We start from the raw sequence: 15,110 nt of genomic DNA on the forward strand, positions 1-15,110 counted from the left end.
GCTCTCCTTCATTCAGGTCCCGGCTGGACCGGGTTTGTGTCTGGCCGCTTCCGCCCGCTGCGCCAAGACGTCGAGGACGTCCTGAAACACCATGTGACGCGCGCGGAGCAGGACCATCAGGTGATAGACCAAATCCGCGGCCTCGGCTGCCAGTTCCGAATCCGGGCCCGCGACGCCAGCCAGGGCGGTCTCGACGCCCTCCTCTCCGACCTTCTGGGCGACCCGTTTGACGCCCTCGGCGAGCAGGCGGGCGGTCCAGCTTTCGGAAGGGTCGGCGGCGGCGCGTTCGGCGATGCTCGCCTCCAGCCGGGCGAGACGGCCGAGGCCCGGCGCGTCCTCGTCGCCGAAACAGCTGATGCGGTTCAGATGGCAGGCGTTGCCGACGGGGCGGACCTTGAGGACGAGCGCGTCGCCGTCGCAGTCGGCTGTGATGGAGACGACGTGCAGCCGATCGCCGGAGGTCTCGCCCTTGCGCCAGCGCCCGCCGCGGGAGCGGGAGAAGAAGGTGGCCTCGCCGGAGGTGATCGTCTCCTCAAGGGCGGCGCGATCCATATAGGCGAGCGTCAGGACCTGCAGGGTGGCGGCGTCCTGGACGACGACGGGGATGAGGCCGCCGGACTTGTCGAAGTCGAGGGTGGAAGGATCGATCACAGTCTCATTTCCTGTCCGGCGTCAGAGAGGAACGCCTTGAGATCGGGAATGGCCAGGGCCCCGGTGTGGAAGACGCTGGCGGCGAGGGCGCCCGAGACGTCGGCCTGTTCGAACACGTCGAGGAAATGCGAGGCCGCGCCGGCGCCACCCGAGGCGACCAGCGGTATGGTCAGCAGGGCGCGGGCGGCGGCGAGCTGGGCGATGTCGTAGCCGCGGCGGACGCCGTCCTCGTCCATGCAGTTGAGCACGATCTCGCCGGCGCCGAGCCGTTGCGCCTCCACGATCCAGTCGAGGGTACGGCGGCCGGCGGCGCGGCTCGCGTCCGGGTCGCCGGTGTACTGGTGCACGACCCAGTCGTCGCCCGAACGCTTTGAGTCGACGCCGACGACGACGCACTGGCTCCCGAGTCGGTCCGCCATCTCGCCGATGAGCTCGGGGCGTTCGAGGGCGGGGGAGTTGATCGACACCTTGTCAGCGCCGTGGTCGAGGCAGCGGGCGGCCTGATCGACCGAGCGGATGCCGCCGGCGACACTGAAGGGAATGTCGAGCAGGCGGGCGATGTCGCGGACCCAGCCGTAGTCGAGGGTGCGCCCTTCCGGGCTGGCGGTGATGTCGTAAAAGACGAGCTCGTCTGCGCCATGGTCGCGGTATCGGGCGGCGAGATCCGCGGCGTCGCCCATGTCCGTGTGACCCTGGAAGCGGACGCCCTTGACCACCCGTCCGTCGCGGACGTCGAGGCAGGGGATGATGCGCCGCGCCGTCATGCCGCGAGCGCCTCTTCGAGGGTGAAGCGGTTCTCGTAGAGGGCGCGGCCGACGATCGCGCCGTCGCAGCCGAGGGCGGCGGCGGCGGTCAGGTCGGAGACGGTGGCCACGCCGCCCGAGGCCTGGACCTTGAGGTCGGGCCGGCGGCGGACGATCTGGCCGAGCAGTTCGAGGTTGGGTCCGGTCAGGGCGCCGTCGCGGCCGACGTCGGTGACCAGCAGGTGGCGCGCGAGGCTGGGCGGGTAGCGGTCGAGTGCGGTCCAGAGGTCGACCCCGGCCGCCTCGGTCCAGCCCTTGAGGGCCGGGACCCAGCGATCGCCGTCTGCCTTGACGTCGATGGCCAGGGTGATCCGGTCCGGGCCGAAGCGGCGCAGCCAGTCGGCCACGGTCTCCGGCTGCGACACAGCGAGAGAACCGACCACCACGCGGGCGACCCCGGCGTCGATCAGGGCGGCGACGTCGTCGGCGGAGCGGACGCCGCCCCCGGACTGGATGCGGATGTCGATCGAGCGGGCGAGCGCGCCGATCAGGGCGTGCTGGACGGCACGGCCGGCCTCGGCCCCGTCGAGGTCGACGATATGGGCCCAGGTCGCACCGGCGGCGGCGAAGGCGGCCAGCCGGGCGGCTGGCTGGTTATCGTAGCGGGTGACCTGATCGAACCGGCCGTGCATCAGCCGCACGCAGATCCCGTCTTTCAGGTCGATGGCGGGATAGACGATCACGCGGGAAGCTCCAGGAAGTTGCGCAGGATGCGGGCGCCGGCGGCGGCCGAGCGCTCGGGGTGGAACTGGCAGCCCCAGCGGTTGGCGCTGCGGACCATGGCGGGCACCGGGCCGCCGTAGTCGGCGCGGGCGAGGGTGGCGGGGCCGTCGGGGCAGACGAAGCCGTGGACGAAATAGGCGTAAGCGCCGTCCTCGACGCCCTCCAGCAAGGGGTCGTCGCGGACGGCCGTCAGCCTCGACCAGCCCATGTGGGGCACGGTCAGGCCGGCGCCGGGTTCGAGGCGTCGGACGGCGCCGGGGATGAGGCTCAGCAGGGGAACGGGTTCGCCCTCCTCGCTGGTCTCGAACAGCAGTTGCTGGCCGAGGCAGACGCCGAGCAGGGGCCGCGGAAAGGCACGGATCGGCTCGACGAGACCGAGCGTCGACAGCCGGGCCATGGCGTAGGCTGCGGCGCCGACGCCGGGCAGGATCAGCCGTTCGGCTTCCGTGACCGCCAACGGGTCGTCGGTCAGGCGCACGGTCGCGCCCAGCCGCTCGAGGGCGAACTGGACGGAAGCGGTGTTGCCGGCGCCGTAGGCCAGGACGGTGACCTCGCTCATCCTTCCCCCCTTGCGGGGGAAGGTGGCTCGCGAAGCGAGACGGATGGGGGCGATGGTTCAGCCGCAGAGGCGGCGGGAACAGCGCTGATCTGGATGCCGGGGTGTGTGACCCCCCATCCGTCAGGCTTCGCCTGCCACCTTCCCCCGCAAGGGGGGAAGGAAACGAATGCCGTCATCACAGCACGCCCTTTGTGCTGGGTACGGCGTCGCCCTCGATGCGGATGGCCTGGCGCAGGGCGCGGCCGAAGGCCTTGTAGACGGCCTCGGTCTTGTGGTGGTCGTCGTCGCCGGTGACCGAGACATGGATGGCGGCGCCGAGGTGTTCGGCCAGCGAGCGGAACACGTGGGCGGTCAGATCGGTGCGGTAGTCGCCGATGAAGGGCGTGGCGAAGGTCCCCTCGAACACCGGATAGGGGCGGCCGGACAGGTCGATGGAGACGCTGGCGTTGGCCTCATCCATCGGCAGGACGAAACCGTAGCGGGCGATGCCGCGACGCTCGCCGAGCGCCTGTTTCAGGGCCTGACCGAGGGCGATGGCCGAATCCTCGATGGTGTGGTGCGGGTCGGTGTGCAGGTCGCCCTCGCAGGCCAGCCGCAGGGAGAAGCCGCCATGGGCGGCGACCTGTTCCAGCATGTGGTCGAAGAAGCCGACGCCGGTGGCGATGGAGACGGGGCCGGTGGCGTCGAGGTCGACGGCGCAGACGATGCGGGTCTCCTTCGTGTCGCGGACGGCCTCGCCGGTGCGGTGGGCGCGGCCGGATGCGGCGCCGAGGCCGAGGGCGGCGAGCAGCCGGTCGTTGACCTCGGCCCTGGCGGAGACGGGCAGGCGCAGCCGGTCGCCGGCGCGTTCGGCGGCGAGGCCGAAGCGGGCCAGGGCGGTGAGGACGGCGTCCGGGTCGGCCGGACGAGCCATGATCACGGGGCCAAAGCCCGGCTCGATCGCCATGTCGCGGGCGAGGGCCTTGACCAGCCGGTCACGCTCCGACCGGACAAGGGCGATGCGCGCCGTCGTCTCTATCATCCGGGAGGGATCGAGCGCCTGCAGGGCGAGGCGGATGGAGATCTCGGGCAGGGCGTAGGGCTCCTGCACAGAGGTGAGACGGGCGAGCGTCTCCGGCTGGGCGAGGGCGGCGCCGACGCGGGCTCCGGCGAGGCCGTATGCGAGCGACAGACTGCGCAGGACGATCAGGTTGGCGTGGTCGCCGATAATGCTTGCGGCCGAGGGCGCGTCCGCGAATTCGGCCATGCCCTCGTCGATGACCAGCAGGGCGGGGGCGACTCGCTCGGCCATTTCGGCCACCGCCTCGGGCGAGCCGAGGGCGCGGAGGATGATGGCGCCGGTCGCGGCATCGGGGGCGGGCGCGGCGTAGAGGGCGGCGAGGGCGCGGTACGGCTCGGCGTCGGGGGCTTCGACCCGCAGGCCGTCACGGGCGGCGAGGCGGAAGACCAGCTCCAGGCCGTGGGTCAGGCCGCGGACCGGCAGGACGCTGTCGAGAGGCAGGCCATAGATGTCGGCCATACGGGCAGCGAGGGCGCGCGGCTCGGCCGGATAGCGGTCGAGGCCGTCGCCGCCGGCGACCAGCGGGGCGAAGGGGGCAGGGAGGTTGTTCATCCGCCGGTCCTCAGATCCGCGGCCCGGGCGTGGGCCTCAAGGCCCTCGAGCCGGGCGAGGCGGGCGGCGACGGGGGCCAGGGCGGCGGCCCCGGCCTCGGTCACAACCTGCACCGACATGGTGGTCATGAAGCTGGCCGTCGTGACCCCGCCCATGGTGCGGGCGGCGCCGTCGGTGGGCAGGACGTGACTGGGGCCGGCGGCGTAGTCGCCCAGGGTCTCGGCGGCGAAGGCTCCGACGAAGACGGCGCCTGCGGCGGATATGCGGCTGAGGAGTTTGTCGGGTTCGACGGTCTGAAGGGCGAGGTGTTCGGGGGCGTACAGGTTGGCGACCTCACAGGCCTCGGCGACGTCGCGGACGCGGATGGCGCGGCCCTCGGCGAGGGAGGCGCGGGCGATGTGGGCGCGGGGCAGGGTTTCCAGCTGGCGTTCCACCTCGGCGAGGATGGCGTCGATATTGGCGCGGCTCTCGGAGACGAGGATGACCTGGGCGTCGGCGTCGTGCTCGGCCTGGCTGAGCAGGTCGGCGGCGGCGATCTCCGGGTCGGCGTCGCGGTCGGCGATGACCAGCAGTTCGGAGGGGCCGGCAGGCATGTCGACGGCGGGGCCGCCCGGCAGGTTCGCCGCCTGCTTCTTGGCCTCGGCGACCCAGGCGTTGCCGGGGCCGAACAGCTTGTCACAGGGTTCGATGACGCCGTCGTCCAGTTCGGCCCCGAAGGTCAGGGCGGCGATGGCCTGGGCGCCACCGATCAGCCAGAGCGCGTCGAGACCGGCCTCGGCGGCGGCGAAGATCATGGCGGGGTGCGGCTCGCCCGAGGCGGAGGGCGGGGTGACGGCGACGCGACGGCCGACCCCGGCGACGGCGGCCGGGAGGGCCAGCATCAGCAGCGAGGAGAACAAGGGCGCGGAGCCGCCCGGGACGTAGAGGCCCGCCGACCGCAGGGGACGCCAGACGAGGCGGGAACGGACGCCGGGGATGATCTCGACATCGGGGGTATCCTCCGGGCGGGTCGCCTCGTGGAAGATGCGGATGTTCTCGGCGGCCATGCGGATGGAGCGGGTGTCGGCAGGACGCAGGGCGTCGCGGGCGGCGGCGACGCGGTCGGGCGTCAGTTCCAGACGGTGCGGCGCGGCCCCGTCGAGTTTCAGGCTCCAGTCGGTCACGGCGACGCCGCCGCGCGTGCGGACGTCGTCGAGGATTTCGCGCACCGTGTCGGTGACGCGCATATCGGTGCGGCGGCGGGGGCGGGCCAGGGCCTCGCTGCGGCCGGCTGCGCCGAGAGTGCTCCAGTCGAGGCGTTTCATCACATCATCTTCTCGATGGGCAGGACGAGGATGGCCGAGGCGCCGGCGGCCTTGAGGCGCTCCAGGGTCTCCCAGAAGACCGCCTCCTGACAGACGGCGTGGACGGCCACGGCGTCGTCGCGGCCGGACAGGGGCATGACGGTCGGCGCGCCGGCGCCGGGCAGGATGGCGGTGATCTCGGCCAGGGCCGAACGGGGCGCGTTCAGCATGACGTATTTGGCGCCCTGCGAGGACACCACCCCGGCCATGCGCTCGACGATGCTGTCCAGCAGGTGCTGCAGGCCGGGCTCGGGGGCGACGGGCGATTTGATCAACACCGCCTGGCTGTCCAGCACCGTCTCCTTGGCGGCGAGACCGTTGGCCTCCAGCGTCGCGCCGGTGGAGACGAGATCGCAGATGGCGGAGGCGAGCTTGAGCCGGGGCGCGACCTCGACGGCGCCGCGCATGGTGACGATGTCGGCGGAGACGCCTTGCTCGTCGAGGAACCGGCGCAGGATTTTCGGATAGGAGGTGGCGATGCGCAGGCCATCCAACGAGGCCGGGCCGTCATAGGCGAGGGTCGGGGGGATGGCGATCTTCAGGGTGCAGCGGCCGAAGCCGAGCGGCATCAGCACCTCGGCGGTCGGGCCGCCGTTGCGGACCTCCTCCAGCACATTCTCGCCGACGATGCCGAGGTCGCAGACCCCGTCCGCGACGAAGGTGGGGATGTCGTCGTCGCGCACGCGCAGCAGGTCGATCGGGTAATTCTCGACCCGGTAGAGCAGGTCGTTGTTGCCCTTGACCACGCGCAGGCCCGCGTCGCGGACCAGGTCGAGGCTGCGCTCGGACAGGCGGCCGGATTTCTGGACGGCGATACGCAGCCGACCCTGGACAGTGCTCATGACGGGATACTCAGACTTTCGGTTTCAGGCTTTGGTTTTCAGGCGGTCCAGCACCAGGCGGTAGCCCTGGTGCGGCATTTCCTTGAGGAAGCGGGCGACGCGGACGACCGTGGTCGGGCTGGCCTGGGCCTCGGCGGCGATCTCGCGATACGACCTGCCGCCGGCGTCGAGCAGGCGGGCGACTTCCCAGCGCTCGGCGAAGGCCCGCACCTCGGACGGGGTGCAAAGATCGGCCAGGAAGGCGTCGACCTCGTCGCGCGTCTTCAGCAGCAGCAGGGCGTCATAAAGGGCGACGCGGCTGTTGGCCGTGGCGGCGGCGTTGCGGGGGAGGGTGTCGGTCATGGCGTGTTCCACTATGCTGTAACACTGGAACGGTCAAGCGGTGTTTGTGTCGCCCCTAGCCCGTCGCCCCTCGCCCCTCTATTTCAGCCCCATGACCAAGGTACTGATCATCGGCGCAGGCCATGCGGGCGGGACGGCGGCGGCGTTGCTGCGCCAGTACGGGCATGAAGGGCCGATCGTGCTGGCGGGCGAGGAGCCGGCGGCGCCCTATCAGCGGCCGCCCCTGTCCAAGGCGTGGCTGAAGGGCGAGGCCGATCTGGAGGCGTTGCTGCTGCGACCCGAGGTCTTCTATGCCGAGCACGATATCGAGCTGCGGACCGGGGTGACGGCGACCGCCATTGATGCGGCGGCGCGGACCGTCACCTTCGCCGACGGGACGGTGGAGCCATATGACGCCCTGATCCTGGCGACCGGATCGACGGCGCGGAAGCTGACGATCCCCGGCGCCGACCGGCCTGACCTGCTGGAGCTACGGACCCTCGCCGATGCGGAGAGGCTGAAGGCCGTATTGGGGCCGGGCAAGCGGCTTGCGGTGGTCGGCGGCGGCTATGTGGGGCTGGAGGCGGCGGCCTCGGCGCGGGCGCTGGGGGCCGAGGCGGTGGTCATCGAGCGGATGGACCGGGTGCTGGCGCGGGTGGCGTCAGAGACTCTGTCGACCTTCTTCACCGCCCATCATCGGAGCCACGGGGTCGAGGTGCTGACCTCGGCCGAGGTGACCGGGTTGGAGGACGGCGGGGTCCGGCTGGGCGACGGACGGCTGATCGAGGCGGACGCGGTGCTGGTCGGGGTCGGGGCGCTGGCGTGCGACGGGTTGGCTCGGGAGGCGGGACTGGCATGCGAGAACGGCGTGGCGGTCGATGAGACGGCGCGAACCTCCGACCCGGCGATCTGGGCCATCGGCGACATGACCTTCCGGCCGATCCCGGTGCACGGCGGACGGCGGCATCGGCTGGAGAGCGTGCCCAATGCGCTGGAACAGGCGAAACAGGCCGCGGCCGCTATCACGGGACGCGCGGCCCCGACGCCCGAAGTCCCCTGGTTCTGGTCCGACCAGTATGAGCTGAAGCTGCAGATCGCGGGACTCCCCGACGGCGCGGATCGTCAGGTCGTGCGCGGCGATGTCGAGGGCGGGGCGTTCGCCGTCTTCCATCTGGCCGAAGACCGGATCGTCTGCGTCGAGGCGGTCAACGCGCCGGCGGAATTCATGGCCGGACGACTGATGATTTCCCGTGGGCAGGCGGTGGACGCCGTGAGGCTGGCCGACCGGTCCGTGTCGATGAAAGAAGTCGCGGCGGCTCAGGCCTGACGCGCGAGGTCGAGTTCGACGACGGGCGCGGCCAGCTGTTCGGTCAGGAGGGCGAGCGCCACGGGCCGGCCGATCAGATAGCCCTGCGCCATGTCGCAGCCCATGCCGCGCAGCAGGGCCAGCGCCGTCGGGGTCTCGACGCCCTCGGCGGTGACCTTGAGGCCAAGGCTGTGGGCCAGGTCGATGGTCGACTTGACCAGGAGGGCGTCACGCGAGGACTGATCCAGCCCGAGTATGAAGCTCTTGTCGATCTTCAGTTCGTCGGCGCGGATCTGCTTCAGATAGGTCAGGGACGACAGGCCGGCGCCGTAGTCGTCCAGCGAGACGGCGATGCCGGCCTCGGCGAAGCGGGCGATGATGTGCAGAGCCAGTTCGGGATTGTCCATCACCGCCGTCTCGGTGATCTCGAAACACAGATCGGCCGCTGAGGCGGCGACTTCCGCGAGGGCGAAGTCGGCGAAGCTCTCATCGGACAGCAGACGGCCGGAAATATTGACCGAGACGGTCAGGACATGGCCGGCGGCGGCCATGGTTTTCTGGTCGGCGATGGCGCGGCGGATGGCCCATTCGGTCAGGGGCCTGATGTGGCCGGTCTCTTCCGCCATGCCGATGAACAGGTCGGGCGGCACGAAGCCGCGCCGCGGATGGGACCACCGCATCAGCGCCTCGACCCCGGTTATCCGTTCGGCGCGGAAGTCGTATTTGGGCTGGTAGGCGAGGGTGACGTCGCCGTCACGCAGGGCGGTCATCAGCTCGGAAATGAGGGACAGGTTGTCGCCCGGATCGCCATAGGCGGCCTCGTCGAAGGCAGCGACCATCCGGCGGGCCGCGCGGGCCTGATCGACAGCGATGGCGGCGCGATCGACGGGTGAGGCGAGGTCGGAACTCGCCGCCCCGCGTCCGGCGACGCCGGCGGTCAGGGCGATGTCCACGGGCGCGCCATTGATCATCAGCGGCGCCTGGGCCGCCTCGGCCAGCCGGGTGGCGATCCCGACGGCCTCGGCCTCGTCGGCGGCGACGATCACGAGGCCAAGGGCCCCGGCGCCGACGCGGGCCATCGGAGCGCCGTCGGCGAGAGCGGACAGGCGGCCTCCGAGCGCGGCCAGAAGCCTGGCCATGGAATCATAGCCGATGGCGTTGCGGACGACCTCGAAGCGGTCGACTCCGAACAGCACCACCCAAGCGTCGGCCTGGGCAGCGGCCTGTCGCTCCAGCGACAGGCGGTTGGGCAGCCCGGTCTCCTGATCGTGCAGGGCCATATGGGTGAGTCTGGCCTCGCGGTCCCGGAGGTCGCCGACCATGGCGTTGAAGCTGGCGGCCAGGCGGCCGATCTCGTCGGCGGAGGTCACCGGGGCCTCGACATAGTCGCCCTGCTGCAGCCGGTGCACCGCTTCATCAAGGGCGCTGATCGGGCGGGTGAGGCCGCGGGAAAGCGCCCAGGTGCCGCCCATCAGCAGGGCGAGGCCGGCCACGCCGATCGCGGCCAGCCACCAGAACAGGGCCTCATACGGCCGCATGGCGCGCTTCAGCGGATAGGTCAGGACCAGATCGGCGGGCGCCGCCTTGTCGAAGCTCGGCAGTGGCCGGTCCAGACGCATGGAGGGGCCATCGGGGGTCCGGACAGTGATCGGCCCGTCTCCTGTGGGAGCCGAGACGCGGTTGAGCACCACGGCGGCCGACAGAGGAATGGCAGACAGCTGTTCCAGATTGCGCATCTGGGCCGCATCCAGTCGCTCGGCGAACACGACCCAGCCGATCAGGACGGGAGCGTTCACAGGCGCGGCGACGACCTGATAGGCCTGACCGTCGATGGCGAGAACACCGGATTCGATCTGGCCGGACTCCAGTCCGGTGAACAGCCGGTCGAGGGCGGCGTCGTCGAGGGCCAGGCCGGTCGTTGTGGCATAGCCATCGACGCCAAGGATCAGGGCCCCGTCGACGCCCTGCCGTGCGCGGAGATTGTCCAGAGCGGAGCGGACCGTGGCCTCGTCATTGGTGGCGACGGCCTCGCGGAACCCATAGTCCTGGGCGAGGACCCCGGCACCTTGCTGGAGCTGACTTGAGCGTGCGGTCCAGAGCTGGCTGTAGACGGCGCCGGCGGCGGTCATTTCATCGCGCACCACGCGCTGGGCGCTGTTGGTCACGGCGGTGACGACAGCGATGGCGGCGAGCAGCAGGGCGAGGCCGAAAAGGCCCATATAGACTACCGTCAGCCGGGTCCGCAGGTTGCGGAAGCGGACGAGGCCCAAAATCTTCGTCGCGCTCACCGTACGGCCGCCCGGGCGCTGAAGTCACCCGTGACCGTGCGCCGGTCCGCTGCGGTCGCGATGGTGACGGCCTGCGAAACTTCATTGCCGCGACCGGCCAGTCGCGGATGCCAGACCCGCAAGGTGGCGGCGCCGGCGGGAATGGCCCTCAGCGTCACGTCGCCGTTCGCCGGCGTCTTGGCCGCCCAGGGCGTATCGACCACCTTGATGTAGGCCAGCATCTGATCGTGGATATTGCAGCCAAGGGCCGCCACGCCTGCGGCGGCGAAGGTGTGTGTCCGGCTCTCGTCACGACCGTAGAGTTGAAGCTCGAACCGGTTGCCCCGCGAGAAGGAATAGACCTGGTGGCGGACCCGGTCGAGGTTGGGGAAAGACACGGTCCCGCCCACCGGAACGACCAGGACATAGGGCTGGAACTGGATATCCTGCTGCGACATGCGTAGCGGCCAGGCGAAGCGGATCGCGCCGCGGGGCACGCCGGCGGTCGGATGCACGGTCACGACCGCGTCCTGAACCGGCCGGCCGGCTGTGTCGCGTACACTGACGGTCAGGTCGCCCGCCATCGCCGGGGAACACAAAACCAGCGCCGCGAGGAGGGCAAAGAGAACACGCATTGCCCAAGCTGTACAAAAGCAAGATGAAATCGAAGTAAACTCAAATGCCCGGTTTGAGTATTGCAACGCGCGACGCAACCCCAGATATACCCAAGCTTGGCCGTTCGGGAATTTACTTCAGCTTAACCGTGTTTCCATATCCGGATTCCTAAGGGCGGAGTTGGGGACCAGGATGACTTATCGTGCTTGGGCGCTCGCCCTCTCGATCGCCGCGGTCGCCGGCGCTGCCGAGGCGCAATCCCCGATTCCGGACTCCCGCAGCGGCGGGAAGCTGCTGTTGACCGGCGGGGTTTCGACCATTGAGGGGTCGGGCGGCGGGGGGCTCTCCACCTGGGCCACGATCACCGGCTATGGCGAGGAAGACGGGATCGGCGGCAACGCCCATGTCACGATCGTCGATCTGCCCGACTATCAGTTTCGCACAGCCGGGTTGGCGGTCGGTCTGTGGGACCGGGTCGAGCTGTCGGCGGCGCGGCAGGAGTTCGACACGGGCGACACCGGCGCCCTGCTGGGTCTGGGTCAGGGCTTTACCTTCACCCAGGACGTGATCGGGGTGAAGGTCCGGCTGACCGGCGACGCCGTCTACGATCAGGATACCTGGCTGCCCCAGATCGCGATCGGCCTGCAGCACAAGTCCAACGACCAAGGCGCGATCATCGCCGCCGTCGGCGGGCAGGATGATCAGGGTACGGATTTCTACATCGCAGCATCGAAACTGTCTCTGGCGGAGAGCATGCTGGTCAGCGGCACGGTGCGCTGGACCAACGCCAACCAGACGGGATTGCTGGGCTTCGGCGGTGACGCCAATGACGATCATGAGGCCCAGTTCGAGGGGTCGGTCGGCTGGCTGCTGAGCCGTAATCTGGTGATCGGCGCCGAATATCGGACCAAGCCGGACAATCTGTCCTTCGCCGGCGAGGATGACTGGTTCGACATCTATGCAGCCTGGGCGATCAACAAACATGTGTCGGTGACGGCGGCCTGGGCGGATCTGGGCTCGATCGCCACCTTTGAGGATCAGCGCGGTCTCTACCTCTCCCTTCAGGCGGGCTTCTGATGATCAGCAAACTGACTTTGGCAGCAGCCACCGCGGCGGCGGCCTGCGCCCTTCCCGCCATGGCCCAGGACCCGGCGCATCGCCCGGGGGAGGAGGCGGTCGAACCCTATACGGTCGCCGACGCCAATGCGGGCGTCGCCCCGTTCGAGGGCACGGCCATGCTCGAGGCCTTCAACGGTCGCGAGGGATCGGACCGGATCGTCGACGGGATGCTCGATCGCTCGGTCGCCGATCCCAGAATCGCGGAGATCTTCGTCGCGACCGACATGGTGCGGCTGCGCCGGACCCTGAAGGAGCAGTTCTGCTACATCCTGAACGGCGGCTGCGCCTACACGGGCCGGTCGATGCGGGACGCCCACGACGACATCGGCCTGCAGCCCGCCGACATGGGCGCGCTGGTCGAGCATCTGCAGGACGCCATGGATGCCGAGGGCGTGCCGTTCCGGACGCAGAACCGCTTCCTCGCCAAGCTGGCGCCGATGCGGCGGGACGTCGTCACGCGCTGACACCCGGTCCCGTTCCGCATCGGCTAGAACCGCGAGGTCAGGGTCAGCCTGGCGTTCAACGGCGCGCCGGTGGAGATGTTGAAGTTGTTGTGGGCGTCGGAGAAATACGTCGTGTCGAGCAGGTTCTCGATATTGAGCTGAAGCTGGACGGTGTCGCTGACCCGATAGTAGACGGCGGCGTCGACACGGGTAAAGGCGGGTAGCCGGGTGGTGGTGGCGGAGGTCCGGATAGCCGCAAACTGGCTGGACTGGTGGATTACGCCGAGGCCGAAGCCCAGCCGGCGACTGACGTCGTAGCGGTTCCAGACGCTGAACTGTTGCTTCGGTGTCTGCGCCAGTCGAACCGAGTCATTTCCCTGCAGCCGGGCATCCAGCCATGAATAGCCGCCGCTGATCTGCCAGTTCGACCGCACACGCCCGGTCAGCGCCAGTTCGACCCCCCCGGTGCGGGTTTCGCCGACGTTGATGGTGACCGTCGGGTTCAGCGGGTCCGGTGTCGTGGCATTGGTGCGGTCCAGCCTGAATACGGCCGCGGTGAAATTCAGGTCGGGCCGGATGTCCCATTTGGCCCCGATCTCGTGGTTGGTGAATTCCTCCGGTTCGAGATTCTGCTGGGTCGTGGTCAGGCTGAGGAACTGGTCACCCGAACGCGGCAGGAATGACTGGCTATAGCTGCCATAGATGGAGACGTTCGACCGCGGCTTGTAGATCAGGCCGAGGCGCGGCGAGACTTTCTCGTCCGTACGGGCGAAGCGGCGGTCCGGATTCGGCTGGAGGTCAACACCGTCGATGTCGAAGCGGTCGTAGCGCAGGCCGGCGACGATCTCGAACCGGTCGCCGAGACTGATCTGGTCCTGCACATAGACCGAGACGGCCTCCACATTCGAGACCGTGTCGCGGCTCAGCGCCGGGAAGGTAACCGTCGGAAACACCGGATTGGCGAGGTTGAACGTCGTGTTGGACAGGACGCCGTTGCGCCGTTGGTTGGCCGAGTCCTGAACGCCGTATTCGAGGCCAACCAGGACCTTGTGTTCCATGCCGCCCACGGAGTTCTCCCAGACCAGATTGCCCTGGATCAGCAGGTTTTGCCGGTCGGTGGGATCGGTGTAGGCCGAGAACGGAACCGTGCCATTCTGCGCCGTGGCGGACCCGTTGGCGAAGACGTTGGTATAGAGTTTGTCGTAGTCCCCGTAGAGGACCGTGGCCGAGACTTGGACGTTGTCCGCCAGTGCGCCGTCCAGCCGCAACTTAACGATACTGGCCTCAAGCGTGGTTCGGTTCACGCCCGGCACGCCGAAGAACCGGTCGCGGTAGCCGGTGATGGGGGCTCCGCCCAGGGAGGGGATGCCGCGATCCGTGACGCGGTCATCGTTGACATATTCGTACGATAGTCCGGCCTGCCAACCGGCCCCGAGGTCGATGGCCACATACGGATTCACCGCATATCGCTCGCCCTCGAAGAAGTCCCGGTGATTGTCGAGGTTTTCATAGACGGAGTTGATCCGGAAGGCTGCGCTGTCGCCGAGCGGGGTGTTGATGTCCGCCGAGACGTCCCAGGCGCCGAAGCTGCTGGCGCTTGCCCGCCCGCTCGCCGAAAAGCCTCCGGCGCTGGGCGTTTTCTGCACGCGGTTGATGATGCCGCCTCCGCCGCCCCGCCCGAAGATCAGCGCATAGGGCCCCTTCAGCACCTCGACCCGATCCAGATTGTACAGGCCCCGGAAATACTGGACGTCGTCCCGAACGCCGTCGAGGAAGAAGTCGGCGGTGGTGTTCTGGCCCCGGAGGGTGATCTGGTCGCGATTGCCCTCGCCCTGGCCGACCGTGGTTCCGGGCACATAGCGCAGGACGTCGCCGAGGCTGTGCAGCGCCTGATCGTCGAGTTGCGCCCGCGTCACCACATTGACCGTCTGTGGCACGTCAATCAGCGGGGTGTCGGTCCGGGTCGCGGTGACGGAATCGAGCGCGATATATCCCCGGCTCTGGCCCGTCACGATGATGGGCGCCAGCTGTGTCGCGGGCTCTTCTTCAGCCCATGCCGTGACCGGTGTCGCCATGGCGAGGGAGGCTGAAACCAGAAGGATACGCATCGGGAAGTGACCGCACTGTCATTGAAAGGACGATCTCAATAATGCGACACATTCTCATTAGCAACAGGAAACCGCCGCCTCGCGGAGCGGCCCCCGGGGGGGCTGACTGTCGCGGTCAAAGCGCTCCGTGATCGCTCAGTAGACGTCCCGGCGATAGCGCGCCGACACGGCGAGATCGAGCAATGGTCGCCGCCGAGGACCGCCCTCAGCGCCTCGTGCACACCCTTCGAAATGCCTTCCAAGCTGCCGCAGACGAGGATCGCCGCGCCGCGCTCGACCCGGTCGGACAGGTCCGCAGCGTGTTCCGCGATCGGGCCCCGTCCCGCGGCCCTCAGCTCGGCGGGTTCCGGGTCACCCAGAAGCGCCACGCGGGCGGAGGTCCCTGAGTCGGAAAGGCT

The 15,110-nt window shown here is 69.3% G+C and carries 14 protein-coding genes; 3 read left to right on the top strand and 11 right to left on the bottom strand.

The features are described 5' to 3' along the window. Positions 1 to 12 precede the first annotated feature (12 nt). The 8 genes from hisIE to B3E43_RS03185 all read right to left on the bottom strand — a co-directional run bounded on the left by hisIE (position 13) and on the right by B3E43_RS03185 (position 6,875). Positions 13 to 651, bottom strand: a complete 639-nt coding sequence (gene hisIE / locus B3E43_RS03150) for a bifunctional phosphoribosyl-AMP cyclohydrolase/phosphoribosyl-ATP diphosphatase HisIE (RefSeq protein WP_292026504.1) — start codon at positions 649 to 651, stop codon at positions 13 to 15. Further along, complete coding sequence (hisF, locus tag B3E43_RS03155) at positions 648 to 1,415, bottom strand: imidazole glycerol phosphate synthase subunit HisF (protein ID WP_292026506.1); 768 nt, start codon at positions 1,413 to 1,415, stop codon at positions 648 to 650. Before hisF ends, hisIE begins: the two co-directional genes overlap by 4 nt. Then, positions 1,412 to 2,137, bottom strand: coding sequence for a 1-(5-phosphoribosyl)-5-[(5-phosphoribosylamino)methylideneamino]imidazole-4-carboxamide isomerase (gene hisA, locus B3E43_RS03160; protein WP_292026508.1), 726 nt, complete (start codon positions 2,135 to 2,137; stop codon positions 1,412 to 1,414). Before hisA ends, hisF begins: the two co-directional genes overlap by 4 nt. Next, positions 2,134 to 2,736, bottom strand: coding sequence for an imidazole glycerol phosphate synthase subunit HisH (gene hisH / locus B3E43_RS03165; RefSeq protein WP_292026510.1), 603 nt, complete (start codon positions 2,734 to 2,736; stop codon positions 2,134 to 2,136). The genes hisA and hisH overlap by 4 nt, the downstream gene beginning before the upstream one ends. A gap of 175 nt (positions 2,737 to 2,911) precedes the next feature. Then, positions 2,912 to 4,348, bottom strand: a complete 1,437-nt coding sequence (hisB, locus tag B3E43_RS03170) for an imidazoleglycerol-phosphate dehydratase HisB (RefSeq protein ID WP_292026515.1) — start codon at positions 4,346 to 4,348, stop codon at positions 2,912 to 2,914. Beyond that, entirely contained in the window at positions 4,345 to 5,652 is a 1,308-nt protein-coding gene (hisD, locus tag B3E43_RS03175) for a histidinol dehydrogenase (RefSeq protein ID WP_292026517.1), read from the bottom strand. Before hisD ends, hisB begins: the two co-directional genes overlap by 4 nt. Continuing rightward, positions 5,652 to 6,533 (bottom strand): ATP phosphoribosyltransferase, encoded by an 882-nt coding sequence (hisG, locus tag B3E43_RS03180; protein ID WP_292026519.1) that lies wholly within the window; start codon positions 6,531 to 6,533, stop codon positions 5,652 to 5,654. The genes hisD and hisG overlap by 1 nt, the downstream gene beginning before the upstream one ends. 24 nt (positions 6,534 to 6,557) lie before the next feature. Next, positions 6,558 to 6,875 carry a YerC/YecD family TrpR-related protein gene (locus B3E43_RS03185; protein WP_292026521.1) on the bottom strand — a complete coding sequence of 106 codons (318 nt, stop codon included), beginning with the start codon at positions 6,873 to 6,875 and terminating at the stop codon, positions 6,558 to 6,560. A gap of 91 nt (positions 6,876 to 6,966) precedes the next feature. Here B3E43_RS03185 and B3E43_RS03190 point away from each other — a divergent pair, with 91 nt between their 5' ends. After that, the gene (locus tag B3E43_RS03190) at positions 6,967 to 8,181 is read left to right on the top strand and encodes an NAD(P)/FAD-dependent oxidoreductase (protein ID WP_292026522.1); all 1,215 of its coding nucleotides are present in this window, start codon (positions 6,967 to 6,969) and stop codon (positions 8,179 to 8,181) included. Here the strand turns inward: B3E43_RS03190 and B3E43_RS03195 are convergent. Further along, a complete protein-coding gene (locus B3E43_RS03195; RefSeq protein ID WP_292026524.1) occupies positions 8,172 to 10,448 on the bottom strand; it encodes a putative bifunctional diguanylate cyclase/phosphodiesterase in 2,277 nt (758 codons plus the stop codon). The genes B3E43_RS03190 and B3E43_RS03195 overlap by 10 nt on opposite strands. Continuing rightward, entirely contained in the window at positions 10,445 to 11,062 is a 618-nt protein-coding gene (locus B3E43_RS03200; protein WP_292026526.1) for a methylamine utilization protein, read from the bottom strand. Before B3E43_RS03200 ends, B3E43_RS03195 begins: the two co-directional genes overlap by 4 nt. Before the next feature lie 172 nt (positions 11,063 to 11,234). Here B3E43_RS03200 and B3E43_RS03205 point away from each other — a divergent pair, with 172 nt between their 5' ends. Then, entirely contained in the window at positions 11,235 to 12,119 is an 885-nt protein-coding gene (locus B3E43_RS03205; RefSeq protein WP_292026528.1) for a DUF3034 family protein, read from the top strand. Then, entirely contained in the window at positions 12,119 to 12,625 is a 507-nt protein-coding gene (locus tag B3E43_RS03210) for a group I truncated hemoglobin (protein WP_292026530.1), read from the top strand. Before B3E43_RS03205 ends, B3E43_RS03210 begins: the two co-directional genes overlap by 1 nt. 23 nt (positions 12,626 to 12,648) lie before the next feature. Here the strand turns inward: B3E43_RS03210 and B3E43_RS03215 are convergent, their stop codons facing one another. Continuing rightward, positions 12,649 to 14,712, bottom strand: coding sequence for a TonB-dependent receptor (locus B3E43_RS03215; RefSeq protein WP_292026532.1), 2,064 nt, complete (start codon positions 14,710 to 14,712; stop codon positions 12,649 to 12,651). Between the last annotated feature and the right edge of the window lie 398 nt (positions 14,713 to 15,110).

The sequence above is a fragment of the Brevundimonas sp. UBA2416 genome, assembly GCF_002343105.1.
Taxonomy (GTDB): domain Bacteria; phylum Pseudomonadota; class Alphaproteobacteria; order Caulobacterales; family Caulobacteraceae; genus Brevundimonas.